The sequence below is a fragment of the Gordonia oryzae genome, from assembly GCF_003797185.1.
Taxonomy (GTDB): Bacteria; Actinomycetota; Actinomycetes; order Mycobacteriales; family Mycobacteriaceae; genus Gordonia; species Gordonia oryzae.
Genome location: NZ_RKMH01000009.1, coordinates 16,237 through 42,985 on the forward strand (window position 1 = coordinate 16,237; position 26,749 = coordinate 42,985).

Genomic DNA, 26,749 nt, shown 5'->3' on the forward strand with positions numbered 1-26,749 from the left:
CTCTCCCTACGACGGACGACGTGGTAGACCCAGGCTATGCCCCCATCACGGGCGGGCGTGGGTCAGGCAGTGCAACAGTCGAGTTAGGTGCGATAGGCGTGAGCGCGGTGGTCGATTCTGACGATGACGATCGTGTGGCCGGAATCGTCGATGCGGAGCAGGGTGCGGTAGTCGCCGCGGCGTGCACTGCGGATGCCTGCGAGTTCGTCGCGCAATGGCTTGCTGAGCCGGCAGGGGTTTTCGGCAAGGGGGCCGGAGATGAACTCGATGACGGCGTGAACGATCCGGGATGGGAGTCGCTCGAGGTCGCGACGGGCGGGGGATGCGACCTCGACCCGGTACGGGGCGGACGAGACGGAGGAGTCCTCACTCATTCGGGCGGCATGCCGTGGTCGGCGCGTAAATTCTCGAGAGAAGTCGTGTGGCCGGCCGCGTACTCGGCGTCGGCAGTGGCCACGTCCTCGCGGATCCCGGATCTGGAGAGCCAGTAAATCGTCTCGTGCAGCGATTCGAGGTCGTCGGCCGACATCAGTACCGCGGCAGGTTTGCCGTGCTTGGTGATCGTGATGATGTCGTGCGTGGTCGCGGCGCTGTCGATGAGCGCGGAGAGCTTGTCCTTGGCTTCTCCGAGTGGCACTGTCGTCATCAGTCAAGTGTAGCCGCAGAAATGGCCTCATTCTAGCCGAATATCTAGCCACAACTGGTGGCCGAGGCTCCGCAGGATGAGACTATCCACCCAGCAGGCAGCTATCGAGTAGCGAGACTGTCGCCCACCCGGATGACACTGACCACCATCAATGGTGCACATCGGTGAACTGTGGTTGATTGTCTGCCATGGGTGGGCGATGGCCGGCGGATCAGGTGCTTGCGCTCGCACCCGACGCGTCGTCGATCACGGCAGGCCAGAAGCTCGCCACGACCACTCCGTGGATGGGCACCGGCGCCACCGAAACCCTGGTCTGGGGCCTGTGCAAGGGCAGTGGCAAGACGCCCTACCGCACTATCGTCGATATCGGCGCGCCGGCCTACAAATGCTCCTGTCCGTCACGCAAATTCCCCTGTAAACATGCACTCGGACTGCTGTTGCTGTGGTCAAAGAACGAGGTCCCCGACGCCGCCGAACCCGCCGACTACGCCGCGGCATGGCAGGCCGGACGCGCCGATCGCGCGACCAAGAAGTCCGTCGAACCGTCCGCCCCGAAAGATCCCGACCGCGCCGCCAAGACCGCCGCGCAGCGTGTCGAACGGGTCCGCTCCGGAATTGACGAACTACAGCTGTGGCTGACCGATCAGGTCGGCAACGGCCTCGCCGGCGCGGAAATGGACGCCTACCGACGATTCGACGCCGTCGCCGCACGGCTCGTCGACGCCCAGGCGCCCGGACTGGCCACCCGCGTCCGACGCCTCCCCGCGCTGTTCTCCGGCGTCAATTCCGCCGCGGTCGACTGGCCCGCCCGACTCCTCGAGGATTTGGGCCGCCTGTGGTCGTTGAGCGTCGCCCACCAACGCCTCGATGAACTCCCCGGCGACCTCGCGGCCACCGTTCGACGACACGTCGGCTACCCGACAGCAAAAGCCGACGTGCTCGCAACCGACGGGATCGCCGACACCTGGCTGTGCGTGGGCCGCCGAGACGCCGACGAAGACGGCCTGCAGAGCCGACGCACCTGGCTGTGGGGTGCCACCGCCCGCTGCTACGGGATGGTGCTCGACTACGCGCCCACCGGTGCGACCCTGCCACTGCGACCGGTCACCGGCGAGGCGATTGCCACCACCATGCACTTCTATCCGGGCGCGCCACGCCTGCGGTGCGTCTACGACGACACCACACCACCATCGGATGCACCCGTCGCCGACCCCGTCGGCACATTGGAGCCGATGGCCCTCACCGCCGCCCGCCACGTCCGCTCCAGCGCGATAGCCGACGACCCGTGGGCACCGAGCTGGCCGGTCCTCGTCTGCGGCCGACTCGGCCGCACCGACGACGCGACGCCCGCGCTCATCGACGCCGACACCACCGCGGTCCCGCTCACCGGCCTCGCCGACCGGTGGCCACTGTTACTTGCGCTTACCGGCGGCATACACGTCGTAGTGTTCGGTGACCTCGGCCCGCAGGGGCTCGACGTGGTGTCGGTGCTGGTGGACGGCATGGTGATCGGACTGTGAGCACCTGGGACGAGGTGGTGTCGGCGGCGCTGGTGGGCGTGCGCACAAGACCGATCGACGTCGACGGCGCGGATCCGCTCATCGGTGAACACTTCACCGCCAAGAAGGCCGAGCCGGCGGTACTCTGTCTGCAGATTGCCGCATTGACCGCTGCCGCGCGCGCCGCGACCGGATGCGAGATCGTCAGCGCCACAGCCATTCCCGAGATGCCCGACGATCCTCGACCCCCAATATCGCCACTGGCCGCCGCGTACGCCGAACGTGCACTCACGCTGTCACCAGGGATGGCGCAATGGTGCCTGCAACGGCTCGCGACGTCGGGCCTGCGCCCGCCGGCGCCGATGCTGCCCGACCTGCTGCGACGCACCGCGCGATCCGCCCACGTCCGCCCGGCGATCACCGTGATTGCCGGCTCCCGGGGCCGATGGCTCGCCCGTCACGCGCCCGAGCTGAATGCGGTTCTCGACGACGACGCAGCCCTGCCCGCCACAGACGATCTCGACGACTCGGACTGGACCCACGGCGAACTCGCCGACCGTACGGCCTATCTCACCGCACTGCGCGAACGTGACCCCGATGCCGCCCGCGAACTCCTCGCGTCCGGGTGGGCGACGGAAAGCGGTACCGACCGGGAACTGTTGCTGCCCATCCTCTCTCGCCGGCTGTCGACAAACGACGAGGAATTCCTTGAACGTGCCCTTGATGATCGCCGCGCCAAGGTGCGTGCCGGTGCCGCGCAGATCCTCGACCATCTCGACGGGTCGGAGCATCGCCAACGTCTGATCACGGCGGCGACTGCCCTCCTCGAACTCGACACGCAACGTCGAAGCCTTGCCCGTCATCACATCGTGCGCGTCACCTTGTCCACCGCACCCGATCCCACACTGGCCCGCGACGGTATCTCGCTGACCGCGCCCCGCAGTATCGGAGTCGGCAGACATGTGCTGACGCAGCTCGTTTCGAGAATCCCGCCGCGAACGTGGGAAAAGCACTTCGAACTCTCGCCCGACGAGATCGTCGCCGCGATCGACGCCGACGAGATCGGCCTGATTCACGGGCTGTGCACGGCGGCCGTCGCATTCTCCGATTCTCGCTGGGCTACCGCGCTTCTCGCGCAACGCAAGGCCCTGCCGATGGTGGTGTCGATAGCCGAGCGGCAGGTCGTCATCGATACCTTCGCGACGCTGACGCACGAACGGCAACTCGTCGCCCTTCGTGCTCTGCCCTCACCGTGGCCTGATGCACTGGCGCGCAGCGCATTCAACGCTGTCCTGAAGATGGTTGCGAGCCAGGAGACCATTCCGCGCGGCCCCGCCACCTGGTTCGACATGATGGCAACCGGACTACCCGCCACCGACATCTGGCGGGCGACGGTCGACGCCGCGCGGGAGACCTATCCGGTCGTCACCACCCAACTTGCCACGCTCGCCGAGTCGTTGCGCATCCGATCCGTTCTAGACAGGGAGCTTGAGTGACCACCGACAACGAACTCCTCCGCCCGCACGCCGAGCAGCTCTACGCCGCAGAGCTCGAAGCCTTGACCCGCAACGACAGCTCCGCCCGACCGGCCAGCTGGCTGCTGTCGCCGTCGGCGGTCGTGACGTACTTGCTCGGCGGCAGCCTTGACGACGGCACCGTCATCACCCCGAAATACATCGGCCCACGCCGCATCATGGAGGTGGCGGTGGCAACCCTGGCCACCGACCGCGCCCTGCTGCTCCTCGGCGTGCCCGGCACCGCCAAAACCTGGGTGTCCGAGCATCTCTCCGCGGCCATCAGCGGGACCTCCACACTGCTTGTGCAAGGCACCGCGGGCACCCCGGAGGAAGCGATCCGGTACGGCTGGAACTACGCCCGGCTCATCGCCGAAGGGCCGTCGACCGAGGCGCTGGTGCCTTCCCCGATCATGATCGCCATGCAGCAGGGCAAGATCGCGCGCCTGGAAGAACTGACCCGCATCCCTTCCGACGTACAGGACGCCCTCATCACCATCCTGTCGGAAAAGACACTCCCGGTCCCCGAACTCGGCATGGAAGTGCAAGCTACCAAGGGATTCAGCGTGATCGCCACCGCCAACGACCGCGACCGCGGCGTCAACGATCTCTCCTCGGCACTCCGTCGCCGCTTCAATACGGTCGTGCTGCCGTTGCCCGCCAGTGCTGACGAAGAAGTCTCGATCGTCACACAACGCGTTGCCGCACTGGGTAAGACCTTGGAACTGCCCGACCTGCCCACCGCCGCCGACGAGATCCGGCGCGTGGTGACCGTCTTCCGCGAACTGCGGTCCGGAGTCACCGAGGACGGCCGCGCCAAGGTCAAGACACCCAGCGGCACCCTTTCGACCGCGGAGGCCATCTCGGTGATCACCCACGGCATCGCCATGTCGGCGCACTTCGGCGACGGCGTGCTGCGTCCCGCCGACGTCGCCGCCGGAATCGCGGGCGCGGTCATCAAAGATCCGTCCGCCGACGCAGTCGTCTGGACCGAATACCTGGAAAGCGTTGTGCGCGAACGCGCCGACTGGGCCGACTTCTACCGCGCTGCCCGATCGGCACTGAGCTGAGCATATGCCACCCACCACCGACGAGGACCTCCGCGCACCCGTTGTGGCGCCGGGCACCTACGTGCTCGGCATCCGCCATCACGGGCCCGGCTCGGCGCGAGCGGTTCTCGGTGAACTCGACCGCATCCGGCCCGACGCCGTGCTCATCGAGGGCCCGGCCGACGCGTCGGACCTGATCGCCGCGATCGCCGACCCCGCAATGACGCCGCCGGTCGCGCTCCTGGGCTACGCCGCCGACGATCCGTCCCGCGCTGCGTTCTGGCCGTTCGCCGAGTTCTCCCCGGAATGGCAGGCGATGCGGTGGGCCACTCGGGCGGGTGTGCCCGTCGAATTCTGCGATCTGCCGACTTCCCTCGTCCTGGCCCACCACGCCGGACCCGTCGAGCCCAACCGGGAACTCGACCCCACACGCGCCGATCCGATTGGGCGGCTCGCCGCAGTGGCCGGCTACAGCGACCCCGAGCGGTGGTGGGATGACGTCGTCGAAACCCGTGGCGAAACCGGAGGATTCGAGGCCATCGCTGACGCCATGACCGCACTGCGTGACGACGAGACACCCGTCGAGGCCGACGAGCCGAATCCCGAACGCCTGCATGAGGCACGTCGCGAGGCCCACATGCGGCAGGTGCTCCGGAAGATACTCAAGGCGCCCGGCACGGAGCGTGTGGTGATCGTCTGTGGGGCATGGCATGTCCCGGCGGTCTCCGGGAAACTCCCACCCGCCGTTGCCGACACCCGACTGCTCAAGGGCGTGCCCAAGGTCGGCAGCCGGGTGGCGTGGGTACCGTGGACCCATTCCCGCCTCGCCAGCGCATCCGGCTACGCCGCCGGAGTCATCTCACCGGGCTGGTACCACCATCTGTTCGCCACCACCGACGACGTCGTGGTGCGCTGGCTCATCCATCAAGCCAACCTGCTGCGGGACAAGGATATCGACGTGTCGTCGGCACACATCATCGAGACCGCACGCCTCGCCGACGCGCTCGCACTGATGCGCCACCGGCCGCTGGCCGGGCTCGCCGAGATCAATGAGGCCACGCTATCGGTGATGTGCCAGGGTGATGCGGGTCTCGCTGATCTCATGTACCGCGAAGCGGTGATCGGTGAGCGACTCGGCGGCGTCCCCGACGATGCGCCCGTCGTCCCCCTGCAGGCCGACGTGACCGCCGCCGCGAAATCGGCTCGGCTGAAGATGGATCCGGTCGCCCGGGAACTCGTCGTCGATCTTCGCAAACCCGCCGACAAGGCGAAGTCGCTTCTGCTGCATCGCCTCGCGATCATCGGCGTCCCGTGGGGAACACCCGTCGAGGTGCGGGGGACCGGCACGTTCAAGGAGGGATGGACCCTGGCGTGGCGACCCGAGTTCGTCGTCGACGTGGTGATGGCATCGGTCTGGGGAACCACGGTGCGCGCGGCGGCCACCGCAAAGATCGTCGACCAGGCCGGCCGCGGCGAGTCCCTGGGTGACGTCACCGCTGCCCTCGAGGCGGCGTTGCCCGCCGAACTCGTCGACGCAGTGCCCGCGGTACTCTCCGCACTGGCCGACCGGGTCGCCGTCGACCACGATGTGGCACAACTGATGTCCGCGCTGCCGGCGCTGGGACGGGCCCGGCGCTACGGCGATGTCCGCGGCACCGACACCGGCGCACTCGGCGAGGTCGCCTCGTCGTTGCTGCTGCGTATCTGCATCGGCATCCCCGGCGCCGTCTCCAACCTCAACGACGACGCCGCCCGCTCTCTCAAGGAGCACGTCGACGCCGTCCACGAGACGGTCGCGTTGCTCTCCGACGACGACCGCACCAGGTGGACCGCCGCCGTGCGGATCGTCGCCGACCGCACCGACGTCAACGGGCTCCTCGTGGGCCGGGCGACCCGACTACTTCTCGACGGCGACCACATCGACACCGCCGACGCCGCGGCCCGGGTACGATTAGCCCTCTCGAGCGGCGCCACCCCGACCGCGAAAGCCCAATGGATCGAAGGCTTCCTGGGTGACGGTGGACTGTTGCTGGTACACGACCGGGAATTGCTCGCCGTCCTCGACGGCTGGCTAACCGGGCTGACCGAACAAGACTTCACCGACGTTCTCCCGTTGCTGCGCAGAACCTTCGGCCTGTTCGACCGATCGGTGCGACGCAACATTGGCAACCGTGTCTCCTCATTCGATCAGGACCATTCCCGCCAGAATGCCGACGCCGCCAACACCTTCGACGCCGAGCTCGCCGCGCCCGCGGTGGCCACGATCGCCGCACTCCTGGGGTTGCCATGACCGACCTGCACACTGCCCCTGCGGAAGACGGCGCGCATCAGCGTGACCGGCGATGGCGGCTCGTCCTCGGTGAACCCGCCGCCGAACAGTTCGCCGGACTCGGCGGCGCCGACCTCGAGATGGACGGCGCACTCGCCGCACTCTACGATGCAGACTCCACCAACAGACGCGGCGGACTCGGGGCATCAGCGCCGTCGGTCGCGCGGTGGCTCGGTGACATCCGAAAGTACTTTCCGTCCACCGTTGTTCAGGTGATGCAACACGACGCCGTGATACGGCTGAACCTGCATGCGCTGCTCACCGAACCGGAACTGATCGACAGCGTCGAACCCGACATCGACATGGTCGCCACCCTGATCGGCCTCGGCCGCGCGATCCCCGAGAGCTCCAAGGCCTCCGCGCGGGCGCTGGTACGCAAGGTCGTCGACGAGGTCGAGAAGCGGATCGCCGAACGCACACGCAGCGCCGTCGGTGCCGCGGTGGACCGTGCCAGCCGCGTGCACCGCCCGAAACTGCGTGACATCGACTGGAATGCCACGATCGCGCGCAACCTGCACAACTACCTGCCGCAGCAGAAGACCATCGTTCCCGAACGCCTCGTCGGGCACGGGCGGCGCGCCCAGGTGGTGAGCAAGGACATCATCCTCGCGATCGACCAGTCCGGGTCGATGGCGAGATCCATTGTGTACGCGTCGATCTTCGGTGCGGTGATCGCGACCATGCGGTCGGTGCGGACCTCGCTGGTGGTCTTCGACACAGAGGTCGTCGACCTGACCGACCACCTCGACGACCCGGTGGACGTGCTGTTCGGAACCGCGCTCGGCGGTGGCACTGACATCAACCGGGCCATCGCCTACTGCCAGGACCTGATCACCCGGCCCGACGACAGCATCTTCGTGCTCATCTCCGACCTGTACGAGGGAGGCGTGCGCGACGAGATGCTCAAGCGGGCCGCCAACATGCAGGCCGCGGGCGTGCAGGTGGTGGTGCTGCTCGCGTTGTCCGACGAGGGCGCACCGGCTTTCGACCGCGAGATCGCCGGAGCACTGGCGGCCATGGGCATCCCGGCCTTCGCCTGCACCCCCGATGCCTTCCCCGACTTGCTCGCCGTCGCCATCAATCGCGGCGACATCGTCGGATGGGCCGACGCCAACGAACTGTCACGTCGGGGGATGAGTGACGAGGAGTAGCCAGGCCGGAAGACTCAATCAAGTTGTCGGCGAATGATTTCCGCCAACTGGTCCGGCGCGTCGCTCTGCACCGAGTGGCCCGCATCGACGACGGTGATCACCTGGGCGGACGGCTGGACCCGACGGAGGCGGGCGATGTCGTCGTCGGTGGTGAACGGTGAGCGACCGCCCTCGACGAGGGTCAGTGGCGCCTGCACCGCAGCAAGGTCGTCCCACATCTGTGCCGGATCGGGTGCCTCGCGGATCCGGTCGTAACGCCACACCCACGCACCGTCGTCGCGTTGGCGTGTGTTGTGGATGACGCCCCGACGGACCGATGCGCGGGAGCGATTCGGGGATGCGGCGGCGGTGAGGTCGACGATCTCCTCGAGTGTCGAAAACTGCTGCGGCCCTTCGATCAAAGCGACCGTACCGCGCGCCGTGGCAGTGAGATCGGCAGCGCGAAGCGGTGATTCGGGAGTAACGTCGACCAGGACGGCCCGCGGTACCGAGTCGGGAGCGATCGCGGCGATTCGCAGCGTCGTCAAACCACCGAGCGACATCCCGACGACGAGGTCGGCGTCGGGGGCGAGTTCACGCAGGACCGGGAGGAGGGTGTCGGCACTGACGTGCGGGCGGTAGTCGTGATCGTCACGCCACGACGAATGCCCGTGGCCGGGCAGGTCGACGGCGAGCGCGGGCACGTCGAGATGCAGCATCATGGTGTCCCAGGTGTGGGCGTTCTGCCCGCCGCCGTGCAGCAACACCACCCTCGGTGGCGCGGGCGTCCACGCGAGCGCGCTGATCCGCTGCCCAGCGACGTCGGCGTCGACGCGGGTGACCTGGGGCAGCGGTTCGGTCCGAGATCGCCGACGAGATCGGAGGTCATCGGTCGAGGTTACGACGGTGACAGCCGCGCGCGGAGCTTTGGACCCACGGCGATCGGCTACGACGGAGCCCCGTGTGGACTACCGTCGCCCTCAGGGGCAACGGAGCCAACCAGAGGAGTTCACGATGACCACACTCGCGGCAACCGAGATTCTCGCCCGATCGTCGACCACCACAAGCGTCGGCTGGATCGGCTATATCGTCATCGGCGCCCTCGCCGGCTGGATCGCCGGGAAGATCATGAAGGGCAGCGGCTCGGGCCTGTTGCTCAACATCGTGATCGGCATCGTCGGCGCGCTGATCGGCGGATTCCTGTTGAGCTTCTTCGTCGACACCGCGTCAGGCGGATGGTGGTTCACGCTGTTCACCGCGATCCTCGGATCGGTGATCCTGCTGTGGATCGTTGGGCTGGTGCAGCGCTCCCGGACGTGAGTGTGCGTGCGGGTCAGGCGGTTGCGAGATACTGCCCGGCCCGCGCCAGGATTTGCTGAGCGCGACGGGCATCCAGCGAATGGACGCGACCGTCGGTGATCTCGCTCTGGGCGGCCAGACGCAGCAGCAGCGCGGCCAGCGCCGACCCGGTGCGCGACGGGATCACAAGTAGCGTCGCCGTCGTCGTGGGTGTTGTCAGCGTCATCAGCGGCGGGACAGCAGGCGCATCCGCGGAATCGAGGCCGGGATACCGGCGGAAGCTCTGCCAATTGACCTCGATCGCCGTGATGTCGCCGAGGACCGGCGCCACCGCCGTCGACATCCGGCTCAACTCGTCGGCGATCTGGACGGTGTAGGGATACCAGGCCCCGGCCACCGCAGCTTTCGGGTCGCCGCACAAGCGGACTCGGGTCGGTCCGAGGGTCACAGAGGGTCGGCCGGGCGTTGTATTCACTGCGCACTTTCCTGACTTGCGGTCTTCCCGCATCGGATGACCAACACACGACCACGCGTCCACGTTGGGTATGAGTGCGAATCAGCTACCTGGGACTATACGCCACCGAGTGTGGGGTGCCGGGGGAGCGCAGCGGCGTGCGGGTGCGCTCCCACGGGGGAGAATGTTCGCAGTGGTAACGATCCGGCGGCCGCAGCGACATCCCCCACACAGTCACGAGTCGGGGAGAAGGAGATCGCCGACGACGGCAACACCAGCAGCACCATGTACACGCTGGCGAGCACCGGAGCGTGTGCGGGAACCCTCACCGCAGGTGTCAGTCACTACCCCAACGAAGCCGACCTCTTCGCCAACGGCACCCTCCACGGCGTCGGGTCATGTTCTCGCGACGTCGATTTCGTCTTCACGAGCCGTGCCGACGGACACACCGCGACCTTCACCCGCCACTTCTCGGGACCGGGATTCATCGGCCTGCCCGGCGCCGACATCGTCGCACCCGGTGCGCCGGGCGTGTACGACGTGACCGTCAGCCCGCGTGCCCCTCACCTCGGTGGGCAGCGGCTGACGATCGACACCGTGTATCGGGGATGAGCGCGTTGTCGGTCATCCGCAGGTCGAGAGGTCCTCACCCCTGCGGCAGAACACGACGGAGTCCGCTTGTGGATAGACCGCGAGCAGCAGTGCGTTGTGTTCGCCGCGTTGCCCGATGATCGCCTGATACTGCTTGCCTGCGGCGAGCACGCCCTTACTGCCTGCGCCGGTCTTGCTGACCGGGCGGTCGATCGTGGTCAGGATTCCGCACCTCTGGAAGATTTCGGCACGCTGGGGATTCCAGGTCAGAGTCCACGTCTCGGTGTTGGCGGTGTTGTCGCCGAACGTGATCTTGCCGCTGCCGTTGTTGTCGAGGACGATCTCCTTGGCCCCGTAGCCGACCCAGTCGCCCACGAACGGCGCGCGGTCCGAGCAACCGGTGCTCGGTGCCGACGTGGCAGGCGGATGGCTGTACTGCGGATCCTTGGTGCCGCCGGCATGCGCCGTGGCGGGCAGGGTCGCCGCGAGTGCGGCGGCGCAGAGTGCCGCGGCGCCAAGGGTTCTCAATCGATTCACGAAGACTCCCGAAGTGGTGGAAGGGACAGCGGGTCGTTCCCGGACATTACGCAGGGATCGGGGCGACCGTTGTCGGCCATTCGGGTGAAAGTGGGTATAACCGTCCGAACGAACTACGGGCTGAACGGATCACGGGCTGAACGGATCATGTGCTGGTGGCCCGCCAGGTCGTGGTCACCGGGACGTCGTCGTCCCAGGGTTGGCGGGTGACGAGGTCGGCGACGTTGACGTAGCCACGTTCGAATTCGCCGGTGGCGGCGTCGACGAGGCGGTACTGCTGGGTCTAATGCTGGATGGGTTGGGCATCGAGGAGGACGATGCGGACCTCGCCCGGCTCGAAATGGCAACGGCGTTGGAGGGATTCGATGAGCTGCTCGTCGGACAGGTGACCGTCGCCGGAGTTCCAGCCCATCGCGGTGCTGCAGATGCGTTCGCCGTCGGTGAGGACGTAACCGGTCTCGTCGTGCGGTGCCATGGCCCGGTGGGCGAGAGCGAACAGCGCTCTGCCGTGACTGTTGAACGAGCGGAACGCATATCCCATGTACAGCGGGATCTGGGCGAGTCCTCGACTACCGCATCTATCTGCCCAGGTTGATGGCCGAATACGAGAATCGCTGCGGCACCATCGAGATCCGCAACATCGAGCCGTCCGACTTCGCAGCGCTGGGCCGGGAGCACGATCTGGTCGTGGTGGCCCCCGGCAAGCGGTCGTTCGGCGAGTACTTCGGCGAACGACCCGACGTCTCGCCATACGCGAAGCCGCAGCGTCACCTCGCGGTTGGATTCTGGGACGGCGTCGAGCAGACCGACCCGCGCGCGGTGACCATGAGCATCTCGCCCGGCCACGGCGAACTCCTCGACCTGCCGATCACCACCTTCGACGGCTGGGCCAGCGCGCTGCTCTGCGAGAACGTGCCCGGCGGCGATCTCGAGATCCTGATGACGCAGAAGGAATCCGACGACCCCGACGCCTACCGGCAACTGCTGCTCGACAAACTCAAGGTGCATCATCCGACGGTCTACAAGCGCATCGATCAGTCCCGCTTCAGGCTCATGCGGCCCGGCGACATCCTGCAGGGCGCGGTGCGGCCGGTGATCCGCGACGACTACCGGCTTCTCGACGACGGCACCGTCGTCCTCGCGCTCGGCGACGCCCACTCCACCGTCGACCCGGTCACCGGCCAGGGCGCGAACTCGGCGTCCTTCGAAGCGCAGGTCGTTGCCGACGCGATCATCGAGGACGAGATCGTCGACGAACGGTTCGCCAAGAACGTCGCCCTGCGCCGACGCGAACGCGTCGACGGACTCAGCGCCTGGGTCAACACCATGATCGCCACCCCGACGCCACCGCATCTGCAGAAGCTGTTGGGTGCGATGTCCCAGATGCGCACGCTCTGTGACGAATTCACCGAGAACTTCAGCCACCCCCACCGCAACGGTGACATGGTGGCCACCCCGGAGCGTGTGGACGCCGCGATCGCCCGGCACGCCTCACTCGGGGCGGCAACGGCGAGCGGGAAGGTCGCCTGATGCACAAACTCGTTGTGCTGTACCCGACTCCAGACGATCCCGACCACTTCCGCGCGTATTACGAGAACACCCACCTCCCGCTCGCCGCGACGCTACCGGGGCTGCTCGACTTGCGGCACAGCCTCTCGATCAACGCCGACCCGCAAAGTCCGTATTTCGCCGTGTTCGAGGGTGATTTCGCCGATGCCGCCGCGCTCGGTGCGGCGATGTCGTCACCGGAAGGTCAAGCGGTACAAGCCGATGTGCCGAACTACGCCAGTGGCGGTGCGGTGGTGATCGACTACCCGATTGCCCCCCACTGATCGCGCCGCACGGACCGATCGTCACGGCTTTCGCCGGGTCGCGCTCACGGCGCAGCCCGGCGAAATACGCTGGGCGACATGCCGACCTGCTTGCGGAACGTGCGCGAGAAGTGGGAGGCGTCAGGGTAGCCCCACGACGCGGCGACGTCGGCAATCGCGCGGTGGGCATGCATCGGATCGGCCAGGTCGCGGCGAATGGCCTCGATACGCTGCTCACGAATCCACGCCGAGACCTTCGTGCCCTGCTCGTGGAACACCTCGTGCAGATGACGGGTCGAGATGTACACCGCCCGCGCGATCGCGTCTGGATTGAGGTTCCTGTTGCCCAGGTTCTCGCCGATGTACTCGCGAATCCGCAGCATCAGGGACAGGTGCCCGGGCGAGCCGCTCTCGACGGCTCGTGCGAGTGCCGCGGTGCTCAGCAACGCCGAGATCAGGTCGATCGTCGTGCGCACCACCCGCGCCGCGGCCGGACCCTCGACCGAGGCGAAATCCGTCGAGATCTCGGTCAGCAGCGGAGCCACCAGTCGCGTCAAAGATTCCTCCGGGCCCAACGAGATCGCGGTGATCGCGCGAACGTGATCGGGACTCGGGTCGATCAGATCCCGCGGGAACATGATGACCACGGCGTCGATGTCACCGGAAAACCGCAGGTCATAGGGCGCGCGGTGTCGTAGACGCTGATGCTGCCCGGCGACATCAACGCCGTGCGCCCGTCTTGCACCAGGTCCCCGGCACCGTCGATCATCAGCGTGATCTTTTTGAACAACCGCTCCGACGCCTCGATGAGGGCCGGCGTGCGATGGACCTCGTGCGGGGGCACGGCGAGTCGCGAGAAGAAGACGTCGTCGATGACGCGGCCGCGAATGGTGCCCGCGAAATGACCATCGGAGAGGTCGTCAACCATCAACGGCACGAACGACCGCGACACCACCCGCTGCCACGCCAGCGCCGACTCGGTGGCGAATGCAACCGGCGGCTGGGAGGTGCCTGCGGTACGGCCGGCGGGTGGTGCGCTCGTCACTGGGACTCCTTCGATCAACTCCTCCAGCGTAGTCGGCGAAGTGCTTTTCGAACAGCGTTATCGGACATCTCGTTGGGTGTGAGTGGTGCGGAGAACTGTTCTGTCACAACACAATCAATGACTGCGATGCGTCGAGCTGAGCGCGTACAGCCTTGGCGTGAGTCTTGAGGGAGAAGCCTGGTTCGCTTGTCCGCTCCGGTGTGAGCGGGGCCGGTCGGTGGGCGAGCAGTGTGCGGGCGGCCTGGTGATCGGCAGGGGCGCCGACACTCTCGACCCACGCCAGGGAGTTGTCGACGAAGCCGAGGATGCTGCCCTTGCCCGCGGGCGGATCACCGAGTCGCACCATCTCCTCGGCAGGACCGGGCAGGCCGGCGATCTGCAACTTGCGCCCGCATTGCACCGTCCAGAACCACGGCACCGCGGAATAGGGCAGTGGCGCACCGCAGATCGTCGCGGCGACGCAGCGCGCCTGATCGGTGGCGTTCTGGACGGCTTCGAGCCGCACCCGTCCGGCGGTGTGGTGACCGGGGAACGACGCCGCATCGCCGACGGCGACGATGTGCGGGTCACTGGTGCGCAGGTACTCGTCGACGACGCCGTTGTCGACGGTGAGCCCGGCATCGCGGGCGAGGTGGGTGTCGGGGACGGCGCCAATGCCGACGACCACGAGATCGGCGGGATGGCGGGTTCCCGAGTCGTCCACGACCGCTGTCACATGGCCGCCGGAACCGTCGATGCGCTGCACTCCAGTACTGAAACACAATTGCACACAACGACTTTCGTGGAGGTCGGCGAACAGCTGTGAGCTCGATGCGCTGAGCACGCGGGCCATCGGACGGTCGGCGACATCGAGGACGGTCACCGCAACCCCGCGATCGACGGCCGCCGAGGCGAATTCCAGGCCGATGAAGCCGGCGCCGACGACGACAACCCTGCTCGCCTCGGTGAGGGTGGCGTGGAGGTGGGCGGCGTCGTCGACGGTGTGTAGATGGTGGACGCCGTCGAGATCGGCTCCGGGGCAGCTCAATCGGCGTGGTTGGGCGCCGATGGCGAGGACGAGATGGTCGAAGGGGACTACTGCGCCGTCGGCGAGCCTCACCGCGCGCCGACCACGATCGATCCCGTCGACGCCGAGGCGTAGGTCGATACCGTTGTCGTCGTAGAACGTCGAGGGTCGCAACGGCAGTGGTGACGGACTTGCGGCCGAGGTGAGGTAATCCTTGGACAGTGGTGGACGCTGGTAGGGGAGATGGCCGGCACGGTCCACCAGCATCACATCACCGTCGTAACCATTGCGGCGCAACGCATCCGAGGCCTCGACGCCGGCATGCCCGGCGCCGACGATCACCACCGAATCCATCGTCACACCTGCGCTTCGGGGACGCGGACGGCCAGAGCGGAGAAGTGCTCACCGCTGCGGAGTTGGCAGCCGAGCCGCGAGGCGTCGGTGCGGTCGGTGGCGGTGCAGTCGAGCATCTCCTCCTCGTCGTCGCCGATCGGCGGCAACGCCGCGGCGTCGTCGACGTAGACGTGGCAGGTCGCACACATCGCCTGGCCGCCGCATTCGCCGACGATGCCGGCGACACCGTTCTCCAGGGCCGCGCGCATCACGGAGATGCCGGTGTCGACCTCCACGTGGTCGACGGTGCCGTCGGGATGGCGATACGTGATCTGTGGCATCGTGATCCTTCTTTCTTGTGCGGTAGTGGTTGTCGGCTACCAGCGCACCGGTAGGGCGGTCATGCCGCGGAACACCCACCCCTCGATGCGGGCGGGTTGCTCCGGGTCGAGTCGCAGCCCGGGCAGGCGATCGAAGAGGGCGGGGAGGGCGATGTCGGCGACCTGGGAACGAGCCACCCATGCGCCTGCACAGAAATGCGCACCTCCGCCGAAGCCGAGGTGCGGTACCTTCGGGCGGAACACGTCGTACTCATCGGCGCGCTCGAAGACCTCCTCGTCACGGTTGGCGCTCAACGCCACCACACCGAGCTTCGCGCCGGCCGGTAACAACGTGCCGCCGAGCTCGACCGCACGCGTGGTCTGCCGGGGATACATCCCGATCGGCGCCACCCACCGGACGCTCTCCTCAAAAGCGCCTTTCCAACAGCCCTTTTCGCGGACCGCGATGAGCTGATCCGGTCGGTCGAGCAGCGCCCACACCGTGGTGGCCAACGCGTCACGGGGTTCGTTGATGCCACCGCCGATCGACATCTTGAGATTGGCACGGGTATCGGCGAGGGTGACCTCGTCATCTCCGAAGGCCGCGATGTGGGAGATCAGCGAGTCGTCCGGGGTGATGCGCACCCGGGTGAGCATCTCGTCGAGCGCCTGATCGACCTCGTCGTAAGAGCGGCGCGCGGCCTCCCACACCTGCGGGTCGTCGGCGTAGTTGCCGGTGCCGTTGATCATGGTCTGACTCCACCGCAACATGTCCTCGTGGGTGGCGTTCTCGAATCCCAGGACGACGCGCAGGTTTTCGGCAGCGTAGGGGGCGGCGAAATCGGTGACGAGGTCGGCTCCCGGGCCCTTGGCGGTGAGCTCGGCGAAGAAACGCTCGAAGTTCTCGGTGAAGCGAGCACTCCAGACCTGGGTGATCGCACGGGGTTTGAGTACTCCGCCGTAGGAGGCGCGCTGGACGGCATGCGCGGGGTCGTCCTTGCGCAGCATCGAATGCCCCATCGCCCGCTTCATCAGTGAGTTCGTCTCGTCGGCGGTGAAGGTGTCGGGATCGTGGTCGACGGTGTGCACGTCGTGGTAACGGGTCACGAAGAACCGGCCGGCCGCGGGCACGTAGGCAACCGGGGTCTCGCGGCGCAGTCGTGCGTAGATCGTGAAAGGGTCGCGGTGCAGATCGTCGAGGGCGACCCAGTCGGCGGTGACCGCCGGGTGTGCGGGTGAGGTGGTGGTCATCGGGGACTCCTCGGTGAGAATGGGGTGATCCTGGCTGGATGAGGGTCGGTGCTGTGTTAGCGCTCACCTCTGAGTGCACCAGGCAATCAAACACGCGTAAAGCGGTGAATTTCGTGCTGAAAACACGAGAGAATCGATGAATGCCGGACTTCACCCTGCGCCAACTGGAGTGTTTCGTCGCTGTCGCCGACCACGCCACCATCGCGCACGCCGCGGGCGCGTTGCATTCGTCGCCGTCTGCGGTGAATACCGCGGTCACCGAGCTGGAGAAACACCTCGGTGAGGCGTTGCTGATTCGTCGGCGTGCACATGGGGTCACCTTGACCACTGCGGGCCGGGCACTCCTGCCGCAGGCCCGGTCGCTGCTGGCGGCCGCCCGTGATCTCGCGCCGGTCACCGACGGTCAGGTCCGCGGGCACTTCATGCTGGGCATCTACTCGACGTTGTCGGCGTCGTTGCTCCCGGCGATCCTCGACGGCTTCGGGCGGGCGCATCCGCGGGTCGAGGTGGACTTCACCGAGGGGTCGGGCGACGAGTTGCTCGCCGCACTCGATGACGGCCGGGTCGACGCAGCGATTCTCTACGACCGGGACATCACCGGGCTACCGCACACCCGTGCGCTCTATCAGGTTCGCGCCCACGTCCTGCTGCCGGCGGATCACCGCCTCGCCGACGCCGAGCGGGTGTCGTTGCGCGAGTTGGCCGACGACCCGTTCATCCAGTTCGACGTGGCGCCCGCCTGGCAGAACACCTCGGCGCTGATGGCCGCCGCCGGAGTGAGCCCGCGCGTCGAGTACGTCACCGGCAACTACGAACTCGCCCGATCCCTCGTCGGCCGAGGGCTCGGCTACAGCGTGCTGGTGAACCGGCCTGCCTCCGACACCAGCCACGAAGGACGGAAGCTGGTCGTCCGAGAACTGGATCCCGCACCCGAGTCGGTCGCCGTGGTGATCGCCTGGCCCCGTGGGCGCGCGCTTTCACGACCCATGCAGGCTTTCCTGGACTGGGCGCCCGGACGGGTGGCGGGGCCGGAATAGGCTGTGCGGGTGTGGTTTACCTGGTGATGGTTTCGGTCGACAGACGTAGCAGGTCGTCGGCGTCGGTGGCACGAGAGTCGACGAACGGCCATCCGTGCACGGCACGTCGGTAGTGCTCGGGAATGGCGCTCGCACCCCACCGGGCGCCGAGAAGTCCGCCGGCGATGGCGGCGACGGTATCGGTGTCGTCGCCGATCCGGATCGCCGCGGACAACGCCTCGGTGAGGTGTGTCGTCGGATCGTCGGCGGTGGTCTGCGTGACGGCGGCGGTGGCCGCCTGGAGCGCGGTGACAGTGAATCCGTTGGGCGCGAACCGGCCCGGGGCCTTGGTGATGGCCTCGTCGATCCACGACGACCACTGGTCGTGGCGGGTCGCAGGGATCAGGTCGAGACCGGCGCCGACGTCGATGCGCTCCTCGGTGAGGGCGACGCGGATCGCCTCGCACCACAGAACGCACGAGTCCCCGGCGAGGGCGTCGGAGTGGGTGAGCCCCGCGACCGCGCGGGCGGCCCGGGCGAGGGTGTCGCGGTCGTCGGGGTGCGCGAGAACCACCGGCGCCGTACGCATCAACGCGCCGTTGCCCGCCGAGCGGGGGTGATCGGCGGCGAAGACCCGCGACTCTTCTCGCATGATCGCGCCGACGTTCGCGTCGGGGTCGGCGCGGAGTCGGCGGTCGGTGGCGCCGAGCACCGCTCGGGTCTGATTGCCGATATCCGGCGGGCTGCCGTGGAAATCCCGGAACCAGCGCAGGAATCCGCGTGCCACGGCGTCGAGTCCGGTCGCGGAGGTGAGGTCGTGGCCGTCGGCGACGGCCAGCGCGATCGCGACGGCCATGGAGGTGTCGTCGCTCCACTCACCGGGTTCATAACCGCCCAGACCGCCGCCAGTCATCTCCGGTGTCTCGTCGGCGGTGAGGCGTCGGGAGAACTCGTAGGGAACGCCGAGGGCGTCGCCGACAGCGGTCCCGAGCAGGGCGCCGTACGCACGGTCGGGGTGGGGCATGGTGGCTCCTCCGGTTCGGGGCTGAGTGGGGTGAGGTCGGTGAATCACCGACCGCGCTTGCGGTTGCCCTCATGGAAGGAGTCACGGGAGCGTTTGGAGGCGTAGCCGGCACCGAGAACCATTGCGTCGTTCTCCAACTGGTCGACGAACTCGATTTCTGCGGCCATGGCGGCGGCCGCTGCCGGCGGAGCGGCCATCATCGCGCTCTCGTAACTCGAGCGGGAGCGCGCGAGGTGGGCCGAGCCGGCGGCGAGATCACCGGCCTCGTAGGCGCGGGAGGCCTCGAGCTTGGCCTGTTGGCCCTCCTGGTAGAGCTTCTCCGACTGGACGACCGGATCGGGAACGCGGTCACCAAGTTCGTCGCCGGGCACCACGTTCACCGAGATCGGCAGTCTCACCGCGTGTTCGGTGAGGGTGGCGGTCTCCACGTAGCGCACTTCGACGGTTGCCAGTTGGGTGAGTCCGACGGCGGCGAGGCCGTTGATCTTCATGCCTAGCAACAGCTTCCGCTGTTCGTCGGCATAGAGGTCGCCGAGTTCGATCATCACCTCGCCGTTGCCGATCTGATGTGCCGGAAGATCGTTGTACAGTGCGAGCTCACCGACCTGCTCAAGGTAGCGCACTGTCAGTGTGACCGCTTGCGCGGACTTCGCGAGCAGTCCGTCGACTTCGGTGCCGATCACCGCGCCGGCGGCATCCGGGTTGTCGGCGAAGCCGTGGTTGCCGTTGCCTGCACGGGTGATCACCTCCAGCAGAGACTCGTCGTAGCCGCGGCCGTAACCGAGGGTGGAGGTGGTAATACGGTCGGCCGCGGCCTTGGCGGCGATGCCGGCGAATTCGTCGTGGTCGCGGATGCCAGTGTTGATGTGGCCGTCACTGATCACCAGCACCGTGCCGCCGCGGACGCCCGCACTCGCGGTGGCACGGCGCAACTCCTGCAAGCCCCGCAGATACCCCGACGACAGGTCGGTGCACCCGCCCGGGGTCACCGCACCGATGGCGTCGATGGTGCGCTGCTTGTCGGTCAGCGGTGCGGCCGGGACCACCACCATCGCGGCGTCGTCGAACGCGACGACGCCGAAGACATCTTTCGGATCGAGTTGGGCGACAACGCCGGCGAGCGCCTGCTGGGTGCCGGCCAAGGGCGGGCCGCTCATCGAGCCGCTGCGATCGAGGACGATCTGCAATGCGGTCGGTGGCCGCGCGGAGTCTGCCGGAGCAGTGGCGGGGGCGCGGAGATCGAGCATGACGGTTACCTCGTCGGCGGCATCGAGGGCCACGACGTCGACGTCGAGGGCGGCGGAGAACTGCATGGTGTCTTTCCTCTCTCCACCCCGGCACGGGACCGAGGGGACTTTGCGTGATTATGAGATTACCACTTTGCGCAGACACTCGCATAGTCTCTGGTGGTGGCCACCGCGAGAAGCAGTCGTCTGACCGACTATCCGCGACCCAGTGTCGCCGTCGACATCGCCGTTCTCAGCGTGGTCGACGCACACCTGAACGTGGTGATCCAGCGCGATGACGCCAGTACCGCGATGCTGCCCGGACGATTCATCCGCGAGCGGCGCAGCGTCGCCGACACCGTGCGCGAGGTGCTCGAACTCAAGTTGGGGCTCTCGCCCGACCGCGTGCACCCGCATCTGCTGCGGGTGTTCGACGATCCTGATCGCGATCCTCGCGGGTGGACGATCTCGATCGCACACGCCGTCGCGCTGCCTGCCGCGCAGCTGACGAGCGTGGTCGGTGAGCTGGTACCGGTCACTTCCTCCGGTGCATTGGAGTCAGCCGAGCCCTTGCTCTACGACCATGACCAGATCATTGCAGCCGCCACCGACAGTCTTCGCGAACGCTATGAGGATCGGCCGGATCCCGACAACCTGCTGCCGACGCCCTACACCCTGACCGAGCTGCGGGAACTACACGAGGCGATCCTCGGCCGGCGGCTGATGCGGGACTCGTTCAACCGGCGGGTACAGCCACTTCTCGCGCCGCAGCTCGACAGTGCGGGCGAGCCGGTGACGAGGGTGGCCGGGGGTCGGCCGGCCCGCCTGTACGTGCGGAACGCGCCGCCGACGGTGACATTCGGATGGAAGCTTCCGAGCAAGGACCCGGACTCGTGAGTGCCTGACCGTGCCGTCAGGGAGTCACCACATAGGTGGTGTGGCCGACGACGGCGCGGGTCATGTTGGCGGGACTGTTGATCGACTGCTGGGTGTAGTTGGAGTGGATGATCCACCGGCCGACGGTGTTCAGGTAGTTCGAGGCACTGACGCTGGCGCCGTCGGGCCAATTGTCGGTGTTGGCCCAGCCGTCCCAGCGGCGGCTGAGGTCGGTGACGGTGTACTTCGTGTTGTCCGGGGTGGCCAGCAACTGTACGCCGTCGAGTGTCATTCCGGGGGCGCCACCGAGACGTCGTTGCGGATTTCCGATCAGCACGAAGGAAAGTTCCCCGGCGGCGGGTGCATCCGGACTTTTCGCGTAGTAGCGAAGCCATTCCGAGGCGATCTGCGCGCCGCGCGAGTAGCCGAAAATAATCTTCTTGCCGGGAGTATTCATGATTGCGGTGTTCAATGCATCGCGCCCGGCAATCAGTCCGGCCATGGTCAGATCGGAGTTCGAGGTCACGGTCACCGGCGTGCCGTGCGATGGCGCGAACCCGCTCAACGTGGTGTTCATCAGGTTGAACAGATCGCCGAGATTGAAATCCAATGGCTGGCAGGTCAATACGGTCGTGGCCTGGGCGGTGGCCGGTGATCTGGCAGGGGCCGCGTGAGCGGGAGCTGTGGTAATCAGCCCGGCGAGGACGGCAATGGTAGAGGTGAGCAGGACGATGTGGGTACGCAGATGTTGCACTGAAGATCCATTCGTAACCCCCGTGTACTTGTGAACTCACAGGACATTACGTGGTGGAGCGCATTCCTGTCATCGCAGTAAATGTCGCGATCTGGTGTCAAGAAAATCGCGAAAGATTACATCGTCCTGACATTGTTGACGACGGGCGGTGAATGTCACCCGGCTGACGACAAATGCCTCTTCTTGATGTCGGCTTTCTTGATCTTGCCCGACGGCGTCAGCGGCAGGGAATCGACGACGAGGATCTTCTCGGGCTGTTTGTAGCGCGCGAGTTGCTCGGCGCACAGCGCTCGGAGTTCGGCCACGTCGACGGCGTCATCGATCACCACGAACGCCACGCCCACCTCGCCGTAGGTCTCGTCGGGTACCCCGATGACGGCGGCCAGCTCCACATGTGGATGCGACGTCAGCACGTGCTCGACCTCCGTGGGATAGACGTTGTAGCCGCCGCGCACATACATCTCCTTGCGGCGTCCCCGCAGCACGATGTGCCCGTCGGGTCGTGTGGTCGCCATGTCGCCGGTGCGCAGCCAGCCGTCGGTACCGAAGGTGTCGGTCGTGGCATCCGGACGCTGCCAGTACCCGGCTGCCACGCAGTCGCCGGCGATCTGGAGTTCCCCGTCGATCCCGGCGTCGACCTCGTTGTCGTCGGCGTCGACGACACGCGCCCGGAAGTCGCCGATGGGAACGCCGAGGGTCTCGACGAGTGTGTCGAGATCGTCGCCCTCGGCGGAGATGATGCAGCCACCAGAGGTTTCCGACAGTCCGTACAGATTGGCCAGGCGTGCGCCAGGAAAGGCATCGATGACGCGCCGCCCCAAGTCGGGATCGACATTCGACCCGCCGATCACACAGGTCCGGACCCGCGAGAGGTCGGCGTCGGCGAAGGTGGGTTCGGCCATCATCAACGCGAACATCGTCGGCACACCCACACACATGGTGGCGCCGTGCGCGACGATCGCGGCCAGCGACTGCTGCGGATGGAAGCCGGGCACCAGGATGAGTCGTGCGCCGACCGTCATTGCCGCGAGGACGGTGCACGTCAGGCCGCCGACGTGATTGAACGGCATGTGTGCGATCACTGCGTCGTCGGGACGTTGCCTGAGGTGAGCGGCCTGCGCACGCGCCGAGGCGAGCAGGCTCGCGTGGGTGAGCATGGCGCCCTTGGGTGCTCCGGTGGTACCCGAGGTGTAGAGCAGCACCGCGGGCGTGCGGATTCCGACCGGTTCCCATGCGGTGTCGAGGTCAGGTGCGGCATCGATGAGGTGCTGCCAGGTGCGGCTGGTCGAAAAGCCGGCACCGTGCAGGAAGACGTAGTGATTCACCCCGGGCAGTCGTTTGCGGAAGTCGTCGAGGAAGGAGACGAAATCGAAGCTATGGTGTTCGGCCGCGCAGATGAGCACCGTCGCCCCGGACTCGTTGAGCATGTAGTCGAGTTCGGCCTCACGATAGAGGACGTTGAGCGCCAGCACGGTCGCGCGGACCCGGGTGGCGCCGATCAGCGTGATGATCCACTCCGCGCAGTTGGGTGCCGCGAGCGCCACCCTATCGCCAGGGCCGACGCCGATGGTGCGCAGTGCGCGGGCCAACTGGTCGGCGGTGTCGCGGACCTGCGCAAATGACCATGTGCCTTCGGGCGTGACGAGGAACGGTGCGTCGGGGGTGCGGGCGACGGCGTCGTCCATGAGTGCCGGGATCGTGGGTGCGGTACTGATCGGGTCGGTCATGGAGACTCCGTGGTCGGTGATGGCGCGTCGGCGAACGGGCCTACGCCGATGATGCTGGAAGCCGATGGCGGAGTCGCCGTAGTGGGGATGCGGGATCGGTACGACAACTCCGCCGGATTCCGGGTGTCATGTCGTACGGATCGGCGCGCCGGGTTTACCGCCTGCGGATGTCGATGGGCAGGCCGTCGGCCGGGGTGGGGCCGGTGCCGTATTCGAGGTCGAGCCGGTAGTCGGCGGGAACGGTCCACTCAAAGCGCAGCAGCATCTGGTGCAGGATCGACTTCACTTCCATCCCACCGAAATACAGGCCGATACACTTGTGTGCGCCGCCCCCGAACGGGGCCCAGGCGAAGCGGTGCACCTTGTCCTCGCGGCGCTCCGGGGAAAAGCGCCCGGGATCCCACTTGGTCGGCTCGGGCCACCATTCCTCGCGCAGCATCGTCGCCCACGGGTGGATCGCGATGATGGTCCCAGCCGGAACGAAGTGGCCGAGGATGTCGGTGTCGGCGATGGCTTTTCGGAACAACATGCCGACCGGGGCGTTGATCCGCAAGGTCTCCTTGAACGCGAGGTCCATACTGGGCAGAGCATCCTGGTCGTCGTAGTCGAGAGTGTCCTTGCCCAGGGCCAGCGATTCATCCCGAAGGCGTTGCTGCCATTCCGGATTTCGGCCCAGGTAGTGCGTCATCATCGACAGCGCGATGGTGGAGGTGTCGTGGGCGGCCATCATCACGAAGATCATGTGGTTCACGACGTCCTCGTCGGAGAATGTGTTGCCCTCGTCATCCTCGCTGTGGCTCAGCACCGAGAAGAGGTCGTCGCCGTTGCCCGCGCGCCGGGCGGGAATCTCGGAGCGGAAGTACTCCTGCAGCAACTCACGCCCGCGCAGACCGCGCGCCCAGGTGAAGTTGCCGACGTCGGACCGGATGATCGCCTGCCCACCGCGGACGGCGGCCTCGAAGGCCTGCTCGAGGCGGTGATTGTCCTCGGCGGCCAGCGTTGAGCCGACGAACACCTCCGACGCCAGTGACAGCAACAGTTCCTTGGTCTGGGTGTACATCGGAAACCCGCTTCCCACATCCCAATTCGCGAGGGTCTTCTCGATGTGGGGGGTCATGAGATCGAGGTAGCGGGTCAGTCGTGGCTTGGCGAACGCCTGCTGCATGATCCGGCGGTGGTGCATGTGCTCACCGAAGTCCAGCAGCATGACCCCGCGCCGGAAGAATGGCCCGATGAGCGGCTCCCAACCCTCCTCGCTGGAGAATGCTTTCTCGCGGTTCATCCACGCACACTCGATCGCCTCGGGGCCGATGAGGGTGACCATGTTCATGTTGAGCGACCCCGACCACGACACCGGCCCGAACTTCTCGAACCGCTCCATAGCGCTACCAAGGGGGTCGGCGAGCGCCTCGAAGGTGTTGCCGAAGAACGGCAGACCCGGGTCGCCCAACACCGGCTTCAGGCCGGAGCCGGCCGGCGGCTCGGCCAGCACCTTTGTGGGTCGTGGGTACACAGACGTGGCCGTCGCCAGCGCCTTTTGGAATCGCTTCGTCACCGTCGGCATCGTCTGACCTCCCATGTCGTCGGCGGAGCGCCCCACCGAACCATCTAGACACAAACTCGGAGTTTTGTGTCAACGAGTGCCAGTGTACAAGGCCGATGTGGCCTCCGTCACCCCCCTCGGTCGGCGGGTGTTCCGGCGTCACGCGTGGTCTGCGGCTATCGGCGCGCGACCGAACACCAGCCCGTCGTCGACCTTGTCGAGACGGTGATCGAGGAGGTCACGGTAGTAGTTGTGCCGAACCTCCCACGCCCCGCGCGTCCCCGACTTGGGGTAGGCCTCCGGTGAACGCAGCACGTAACCGGCCTGCAGATCCCAGATTGACTTCGACGGCATCGGCCGCTTGCCCAGATGCGGGTAGGCGTGGGTGTAGCCGTGCTCGCGCAGGTAGGCGACAAGTTCGGCGATCGACTGAGCGGTCATGTCGGCACGCAGCGTCCACGATGCATTCGTGTAGCCCAGCGACCATGCGAGATTCGGCACGTCCTCGAGGAAGCGACTCTTGAACAGGAACCGGTCGTGGGGCTTCACCTCGGTGCCGTCGATGCGTAGGGTGATCCCGCCGAAAGCTTGCAATTGCAGGCCGGTGGCGGTGACGACGATGTCGGCGTCGAGATGACGACCGGAGGTCAGGATGACACCGGTGGCATCGAGGCGGTCGATGTGGGCGGTGACCATTTCTACCGACCCTGACGCGATCGCCCGGAACAGATCGGCGTCGGGGACCATGCACATCCGCTGATCCCACGGATCGTAGGTGGGGTTGAAGTGGACGTCAACGGGATAGCCCGCGGGCAGGTTCTTCACGACGCCCGAGCGGATGAGGTTGCGTCCCAGCGTGGGAAAGCGATGGGTCGCGTGCACCAACGCAGCGGTCTGCAGCGCGTATCGCGAGCGGATGACACGATGGGCCAGGTTGCGCGGCAACACTTTCCGCACCAGCGGTGCGAAGATCTGCCTCTGCGGCGAGGAGTAGATGTAGGACGGCGAGCGTTGCAGCATCGTCACGTGTGCGGCGGTACGGGCCAGCGCCGGGATGAGGCTGACCGCCGTCGCACCGCTGCCGATGACGACGATGCGCTTGCCCGAGTGGTCGAGATCCTCCGGCCAGAGCTGCGGGTGGACGACCGGACCGGTGAAGTCGTCGAGGCCGGGAAACGGAGGTGTGTAGGGGTGGTCGTAGTCGTAGTACCCGGTCGCCAGCGCGACGAAGCGGCAGCGGTAGCGCTCGGCAGGGTGGGTCTCGCCCGGCTCGACGGAGACCGCCCAGGTGTCGGTGCTCGAATCCCAGTCGGCGCCCTCGACCCGGCGATCGAACCGCATGTGGGTATCGATGCCGTAAGTGTGGGCGGTATGTACCAGGTAGTCGCGGATGTGCTCGCCGCCCGCGAGTGCTTCCGGTCTCTGCCACGGCTCGAACGGATAGCTCAGCGAGAAGATGTCGCTGTCGGAGCGCACACCCGGATACCGGAACAGATCCCAGGTGCCGCCGATCCGGGGGCGGCGCTCCAGGATGACGTAGCCCACGTCGGGATTGCGTTCGCGCAGACGATAGGCAATGTCGATCCCCGACAATCCCGCTCCGATGATGACGACGTCGGTGTCGACGGTGATCGGCTCGGCGGCCCCGGCGCTGGGCTCGGCGGCATGTGTCATCGGTGACCTCCTCGTGATTCTGGTGCTCCCATCGTGTGACGAGCATGGGCGCGAGCGCAGCGAATCGGCCGAGGAAGTCGGGCCCGGTGGGTTCA

At 66.9% G+C, this 26,749-nt stretch carries 27 protein-coding genes and 1 pseudogene; 11 read left to right on the forward strand and 17 right to left on the reverse strand.

The window, feature by feature from the left end; all coding sequences use genetic code 11:
• Positions 1 to 83 precede the first annotated feature (83 nt).
• Together EF294_RS12665 and EF294_RS12670 are read right to left on the reverse strand one after the other, a co-directional pair.
• Entirely contained in the window at positions 84 to 374 is a 291-nt protein-coding gene (locus EF294_RS12665; protein ID WP_123930412.1) for a type II toxin-antitoxin system RelE family toxin, read from the reverse strand.
• Positions 371 to 646, reverse strand: coding sequence for a type II toxin-antitoxin system Phd/YefM family antitoxin (locus EF294_RS12670; RefSeq protein WP_123930417.1), 276 nt, complete (start codon positions 644 to 646; stop codon positions 371 to 373). Before EF294_RS12670 ends, EF294_RS12665 begins: the two co-directional genes overlap by 4 nt.
• Before the next feature lie 188 nt (positions 647 to 834).
• Here EF294_RS12670 and EF294_RS12675 point away from each other — a divergent pair, with 188 nt between their 5' ends.
• Genes EF294_RS12675 through EF294_RS12695 form a run of 5 tightly spaced genes read left to right on the forward strand, consistent with a single transcriptional unit; the run spans position 835 to position 8,188 of the window.
• The gene (locus EF294_RS12675) at positions 835 to 2,166 is read left to right on the forward strand and encodes an SWIM zinc finger family protein (RefSeq protein ID WP_123930420.1); all 1,332 of its coding nucleotides are present in this window, start codon (positions 835 to 837) and stop codon (positions 2,164 to 2,166) included.
• Positions 2,163 to 3,641, forward strand: a complete 1,479-nt coding sequence (locus EF294_RS12680) for a DUF5691 domain-containing protein (RefSeq protein ID WP_123930423.1) — start codon at positions 2,163 to 2,165, stop codon at positions 3,639 to 3,641. Before EF294_RS12675 ends, EF294_RS12680 begins: the two co-directional genes overlap by 4 nt.
• Entirely contained in the window at positions 3,638 to 4,729 is a 1,092-nt protein-coding gene (locus EF294_RS12685) for an ATP-binding protein (protein WP_123930426.1), read from the forward strand. The genes EF294_RS12680 and EF294_RS12685 overlap by 4 nt, the downstream gene beginning before the upstream one ends.
• Before the next feature lie 4 nt (positions 4,730 to 4,733).
• Positions 4,734 to 6,998 (forward strand): DUF5682 family protein, encoded by a 2,265-nt coding sequence (locus EF294_RS12690; protein ID WP_123930429.1) that lies wholly within the window; start codon positions 4,734 to 4,736, stop codon positions 6,996 to 6,998.
• Complete coding sequence (locus EF294_RS12695; protein WP_123930432.1) at positions 6,995 to 8,188, forward strand: VWA domain-containing protein; 1,194 nt, start codon at positions 6,995 to 6,997, stop codon at positions 8,186 to 8,188. The genes EF294_RS12690 and EF294_RS12695 overlap by 4 nt, the downstream gene beginning before the upstream one ends.
• A 14-nt stretch (positions 8,189 to 8,202) precedes the next feature.
• Here the strand turns inward: EF294_RS12695 and EF294_RS12700 are convergent, their stop codons facing one another.
• On the reverse strand, positions 8,203 to 8,934 hold the full coding sequence (locus EF294_RS12700; RefSeq protein ID WP_246007828.1) for an alpha/beta fold hydrolase: 732 nt from the start codon (positions 8,932 to 8,934) through the stop codon (positions 8,203 to 8,205).
• A 247-nt stretch (positions 8,935 to 9,181) separates the two neighbouring features.
• Between EF294_RS12700 and EF294_RS12705 the strand changes: the two genes are divergently transcribed.
• Positions 9,182 to 9,487: a GlsB/YeaQ/YmgE family stress response membrane protein gene (locus tag EF294_RS12705; RefSeq protein ID WP_123930438.1), complete on the forward strand. Its 306-nt coding sequence runs from the start codon at positions 9,182 to 9,184 to the stop codon at positions 9,485 to 9,487.
• 13 nt (positions 9,488 to 9,500) lie between these two features.
• Here the strand turns inward: EF294_RS12705 and EF294_RS12710 are convergent, their stop codons facing one another.
• On the reverse strand, positions 9,501 to 9,941 hold the full coding sequence (locus tag EF294_RS12710) for a DUF5994 family protein (RefSeq protein ID WP_123930441.1): 441 nt from the start codon (positions 9,939 to 9,941) through the stop codon (positions 9,501 to 9,503).
• Between the two features lie 111 nt (positions 9,942 to 10,052).
• Here EF294_RS12710 and EF294_RS12715 point away from each other — a divergent pair, with 111 nt between their 5' ends.
• Positions 10,053 to 10,532 (forward strand): hypothetical protein, encoded by a 480-nt coding sequence (locus EF294_RS12715; RefSeq protein WP_246007829.1) that lies wholly within the window; start codon positions 10,053 to 10,055, stop codon positions 10,530 to 10,532.
• 12 nt (positions 10,533 to 10,544) lie between these two features.
• On the opposite strand, the gene EF294_RS12720 is transcribed toward EF294_RS12715, so the two are convergent.
• Together EF294_RS12720 and EF294_RS12725 are read right to left on the reverse strand one after the other, a co-directional pair.
• Positions 10,545 to 11,048 (reverse strand): hypothetical protein, encoded by a 504-nt coding sequence (locus tag EF294_RS12720; protein ID WP_123930445.1) that lies wholly within the window; start codon positions 11,046 to 11,048, stop codon positions 10,545 to 10,547.
• A gap of 145 nt (positions 11,049 to 11,193) precedes the next feature.
• A pseudogene (locus EF294_RS12725) lies at positions 11,194 to 11,622 on the reverse strand (DUF3556 domain-containing protein); the annotation flags it as partial.
• Positions 11,623 to 11,642: 20 nt separating this feature from the next.
• Here EF294_RS12725 and EF294_RS12730 point away from each other — a divergent pair.
• Together EF294_RS12730 and EF294_RS12735 are read left to right on the forward strand one after the other, a co-directional pair.
• Positions 11,643 to 12,578, forward strand: coding sequence for a styrene monooxygenase/indole monooxygenase family protein (locus EF294_RS12730; protein ID WP_246007830.1), 936 nt, complete (start codon positions 11,643 to 11,645; stop codon positions 12,576 to 12,578).
• The gene (locus tag EF294_RS12735; RefSeq protein WP_123930448.1) at positions 12,578 to 12,880 is read left to right on the forward strand and encodes an EthD family reductase; all 303 of its coding nucleotides are present in this window, start codon (positions 12,578 to 12,580) and stop codon (positions 12,878 to 12,880) included. Before EF294_RS12730 ends, EF294_RS12735 begins: the two co-directional genes overlap by 1 nt.
• A 44-nt stretch (positions 12,881 to 12,924) precedes the next feature.
• On the opposite strand, the gene EF294_RS22110 is transcribed toward EF294_RS12735, so the two are convergent.
• The 5 genes from EF294_RS22110 to EF294_RS12755 all read right to left on the reverse strand — a co-directional run bounded on the left by EF294_RS22110 (position 12,925) and on the right by EF294_RS12755 (position 16,814).
• Complete coding sequence (locus tag EF294_RS22110) at positions 12,925 to 13,497, reverse strand: helix-turn-helix transcriptional regulator (RefSeq protein ID WP_246007851.1); 573 nt, start codon at positions 13,495 to 13,497, stop codon at positions 12,925 to 12,927.
• Positions 13,479 to 13,904 (reverse strand): AraC-like ligand-binding domain-containing protein, encoded by a 426-nt coding sequence (locus tag EF294_RS22115; protein WP_246007831.1) that lies wholly within the window; start codon positions 13,902 to 13,904, stop codon positions 13,479 to 13,481. The genes EF294_RS22110 and EF294_RS22115 overlap by 19 nt, the downstream gene beginning before the upstream one ends.
• Before the next feature lie 103 nt (positions 13,905 to 14,007).
• Positions 14,008 to 15,264 (reverse strand): NAD(P)/FAD-dependent oxidoreductase, encoded by a 1,257-nt coding sequence (locus EF294_RS12745; RefSeq protein ID WP_123930452.1) that lies wholly within the window; start codon positions 15,262 to 15,264, stop codon positions 14,008 to 14,010.
• Positions 15,265 to 15,266: 2 nt separating this feature from the next.
• Positions 15,267 to 15,584 carry a 2Fe-2S iron-sulfur cluster-binding protein gene (locus tag EF294_RS12750; RefSeq protein WP_014358334.1) on the reverse strand — a complete coding sequence of 106 codons (318 nt, stop codon included), beginning with the start codon at positions 15,582 to 15,584 and terminating at the stop codon, positions 15,267 to 15,269.
• A gap of 36 nt (positions 15,585 to 15,620) precedes the next feature.
• Positions 15,621 to 16,814 carry a cytochrome P450 gene (locus tag EF294_RS12755; protein WP_123930456.1) on the reverse strand — a complete coding sequence of 398 codons (1,194 nt, stop codon included), beginning with the start codon at positions 16,812 to 16,814 and terminating at the stop codon, positions 15,621 to 15,623.
• A 140-nt stretch (positions 16,815 to 16,954) separates the two neighbouring features.
• Between EF294_RS12755 and EF294_RS12760 the strand changes: the two genes are divergently transcribed.
• Complete coding sequence (locus tag EF294_RS12760; protein ID WP_123930459.1) at positions 16,955 to 17,851, forward strand: LysR substrate-binding domain-containing protein; 897 nt, start codon at positions 16,955 to 16,957, stop codon at positions 17,849 to 17,851.
• A 16-nt stretch (positions 17,852 to 17,867) separates the two neighbouring features.
• Here EF294_RS12760 and EF294_RS12765 read toward each other — a convergent pair whose 3' ends face one another.
• On the reverse strand, positions 17,868 to 18,854 hold the full coding sequence (locus tag EF294_RS12765; RefSeq protein ID WP_123930462.1) for an ADP-ribosylglycohydrolase family protein: 987 nt from the start codon (positions 18,852 to 18,854) through the stop codon (positions 17,868 to 17,870).
• 44 nt (positions 18,855 to 18,898) lie between these two features.
• Positions 18,899 to 20,167 carry a vWA domain-containing protein gene (locus EF294_RS12770; protein WP_123930465.1) on the reverse strand — a complete coding sequence of 423 codons (1,269 nt, stop codon included), beginning with the start codon at positions 20,165 to 20,167 and terminating at the stop codon, positions 18,899 to 18,901.
• 96 nt (positions 20,168 to 20,263) lie between these two features.
• On the opposite strand from EF294_RS12770, the gene EF294_RS12775 reads away from it, so the two are divergent.
• Entirely contained in the window at positions 20,264 to 20,977 is a 714-nt protein-coding gene (locus EF294_RS12775; protein WP_123930469.1) for an NUDIX hydrolase, read from the forward strand.
• A 16-nt stretch (positions 20,978 to 20,993) separates the two neighbouring features.
• Here EF294_RS12775 and EF294_RS12780 read toward each other — a convergent pair whose 3' ends face one another.
• From EF294_RS12780 to EF294_RS12795, 4 genes are all read right to left on the reverse strand, one after another.
• A complete protein-coding gene (locus tag EF294_RS12780) occupies positions 20,994 to 21,710 on the reverse strand; it encodes a PE-PPE domain-containing protein (protein ID WP_123930473.1) in 717 nt (238 codons plus the stop codon).
• A gap of 155 nt (positions 21,711 to 21,865) precedes the next feature.
• Positions 21,866 to 23,437, reverse strand: a complete 1,572-nt coding sequence (locus tag EF294_RS12785) for a class I adenylate-forming enzyme family protein (RefSeq protein WP_123930476.1) — start codon at positions 23,435 to 23,437, stop codon at positions 21,866 to 21,868.
• A gap of 154 nt (positions 23,438 to 23,591) precedes the next feature.
• Complete coding sequence (locus tag EF294_RS12790) at positions 23,592 to 25,001, reverse strand: cytochrome P450 (RefSeq protein ID WP_185091063.1); 1,410 nt, start codon at positions 24,999 to 25,001, stop codon at positions 23,592 to 23,594.
• A 138-nt stretch (positions 25,002 to 25,139) separates the two neighbouring features.
• Positions 25,140 to 26,654 carry a flavin-containing monooxygenase gene (locus EF294_RS12795; RefSeq protein ID WP_123930482.1) on the reverse strand — a complete coding sequence of 505 codons (1,515 nt, stop codon included), beginning with the start codon at positions 26,652 to 26,654 and terminating at the stop codon, positions 25,140 to 25,142.
• Positions 26,655 to 26,749: the final 95 nt, after the last annotated feature.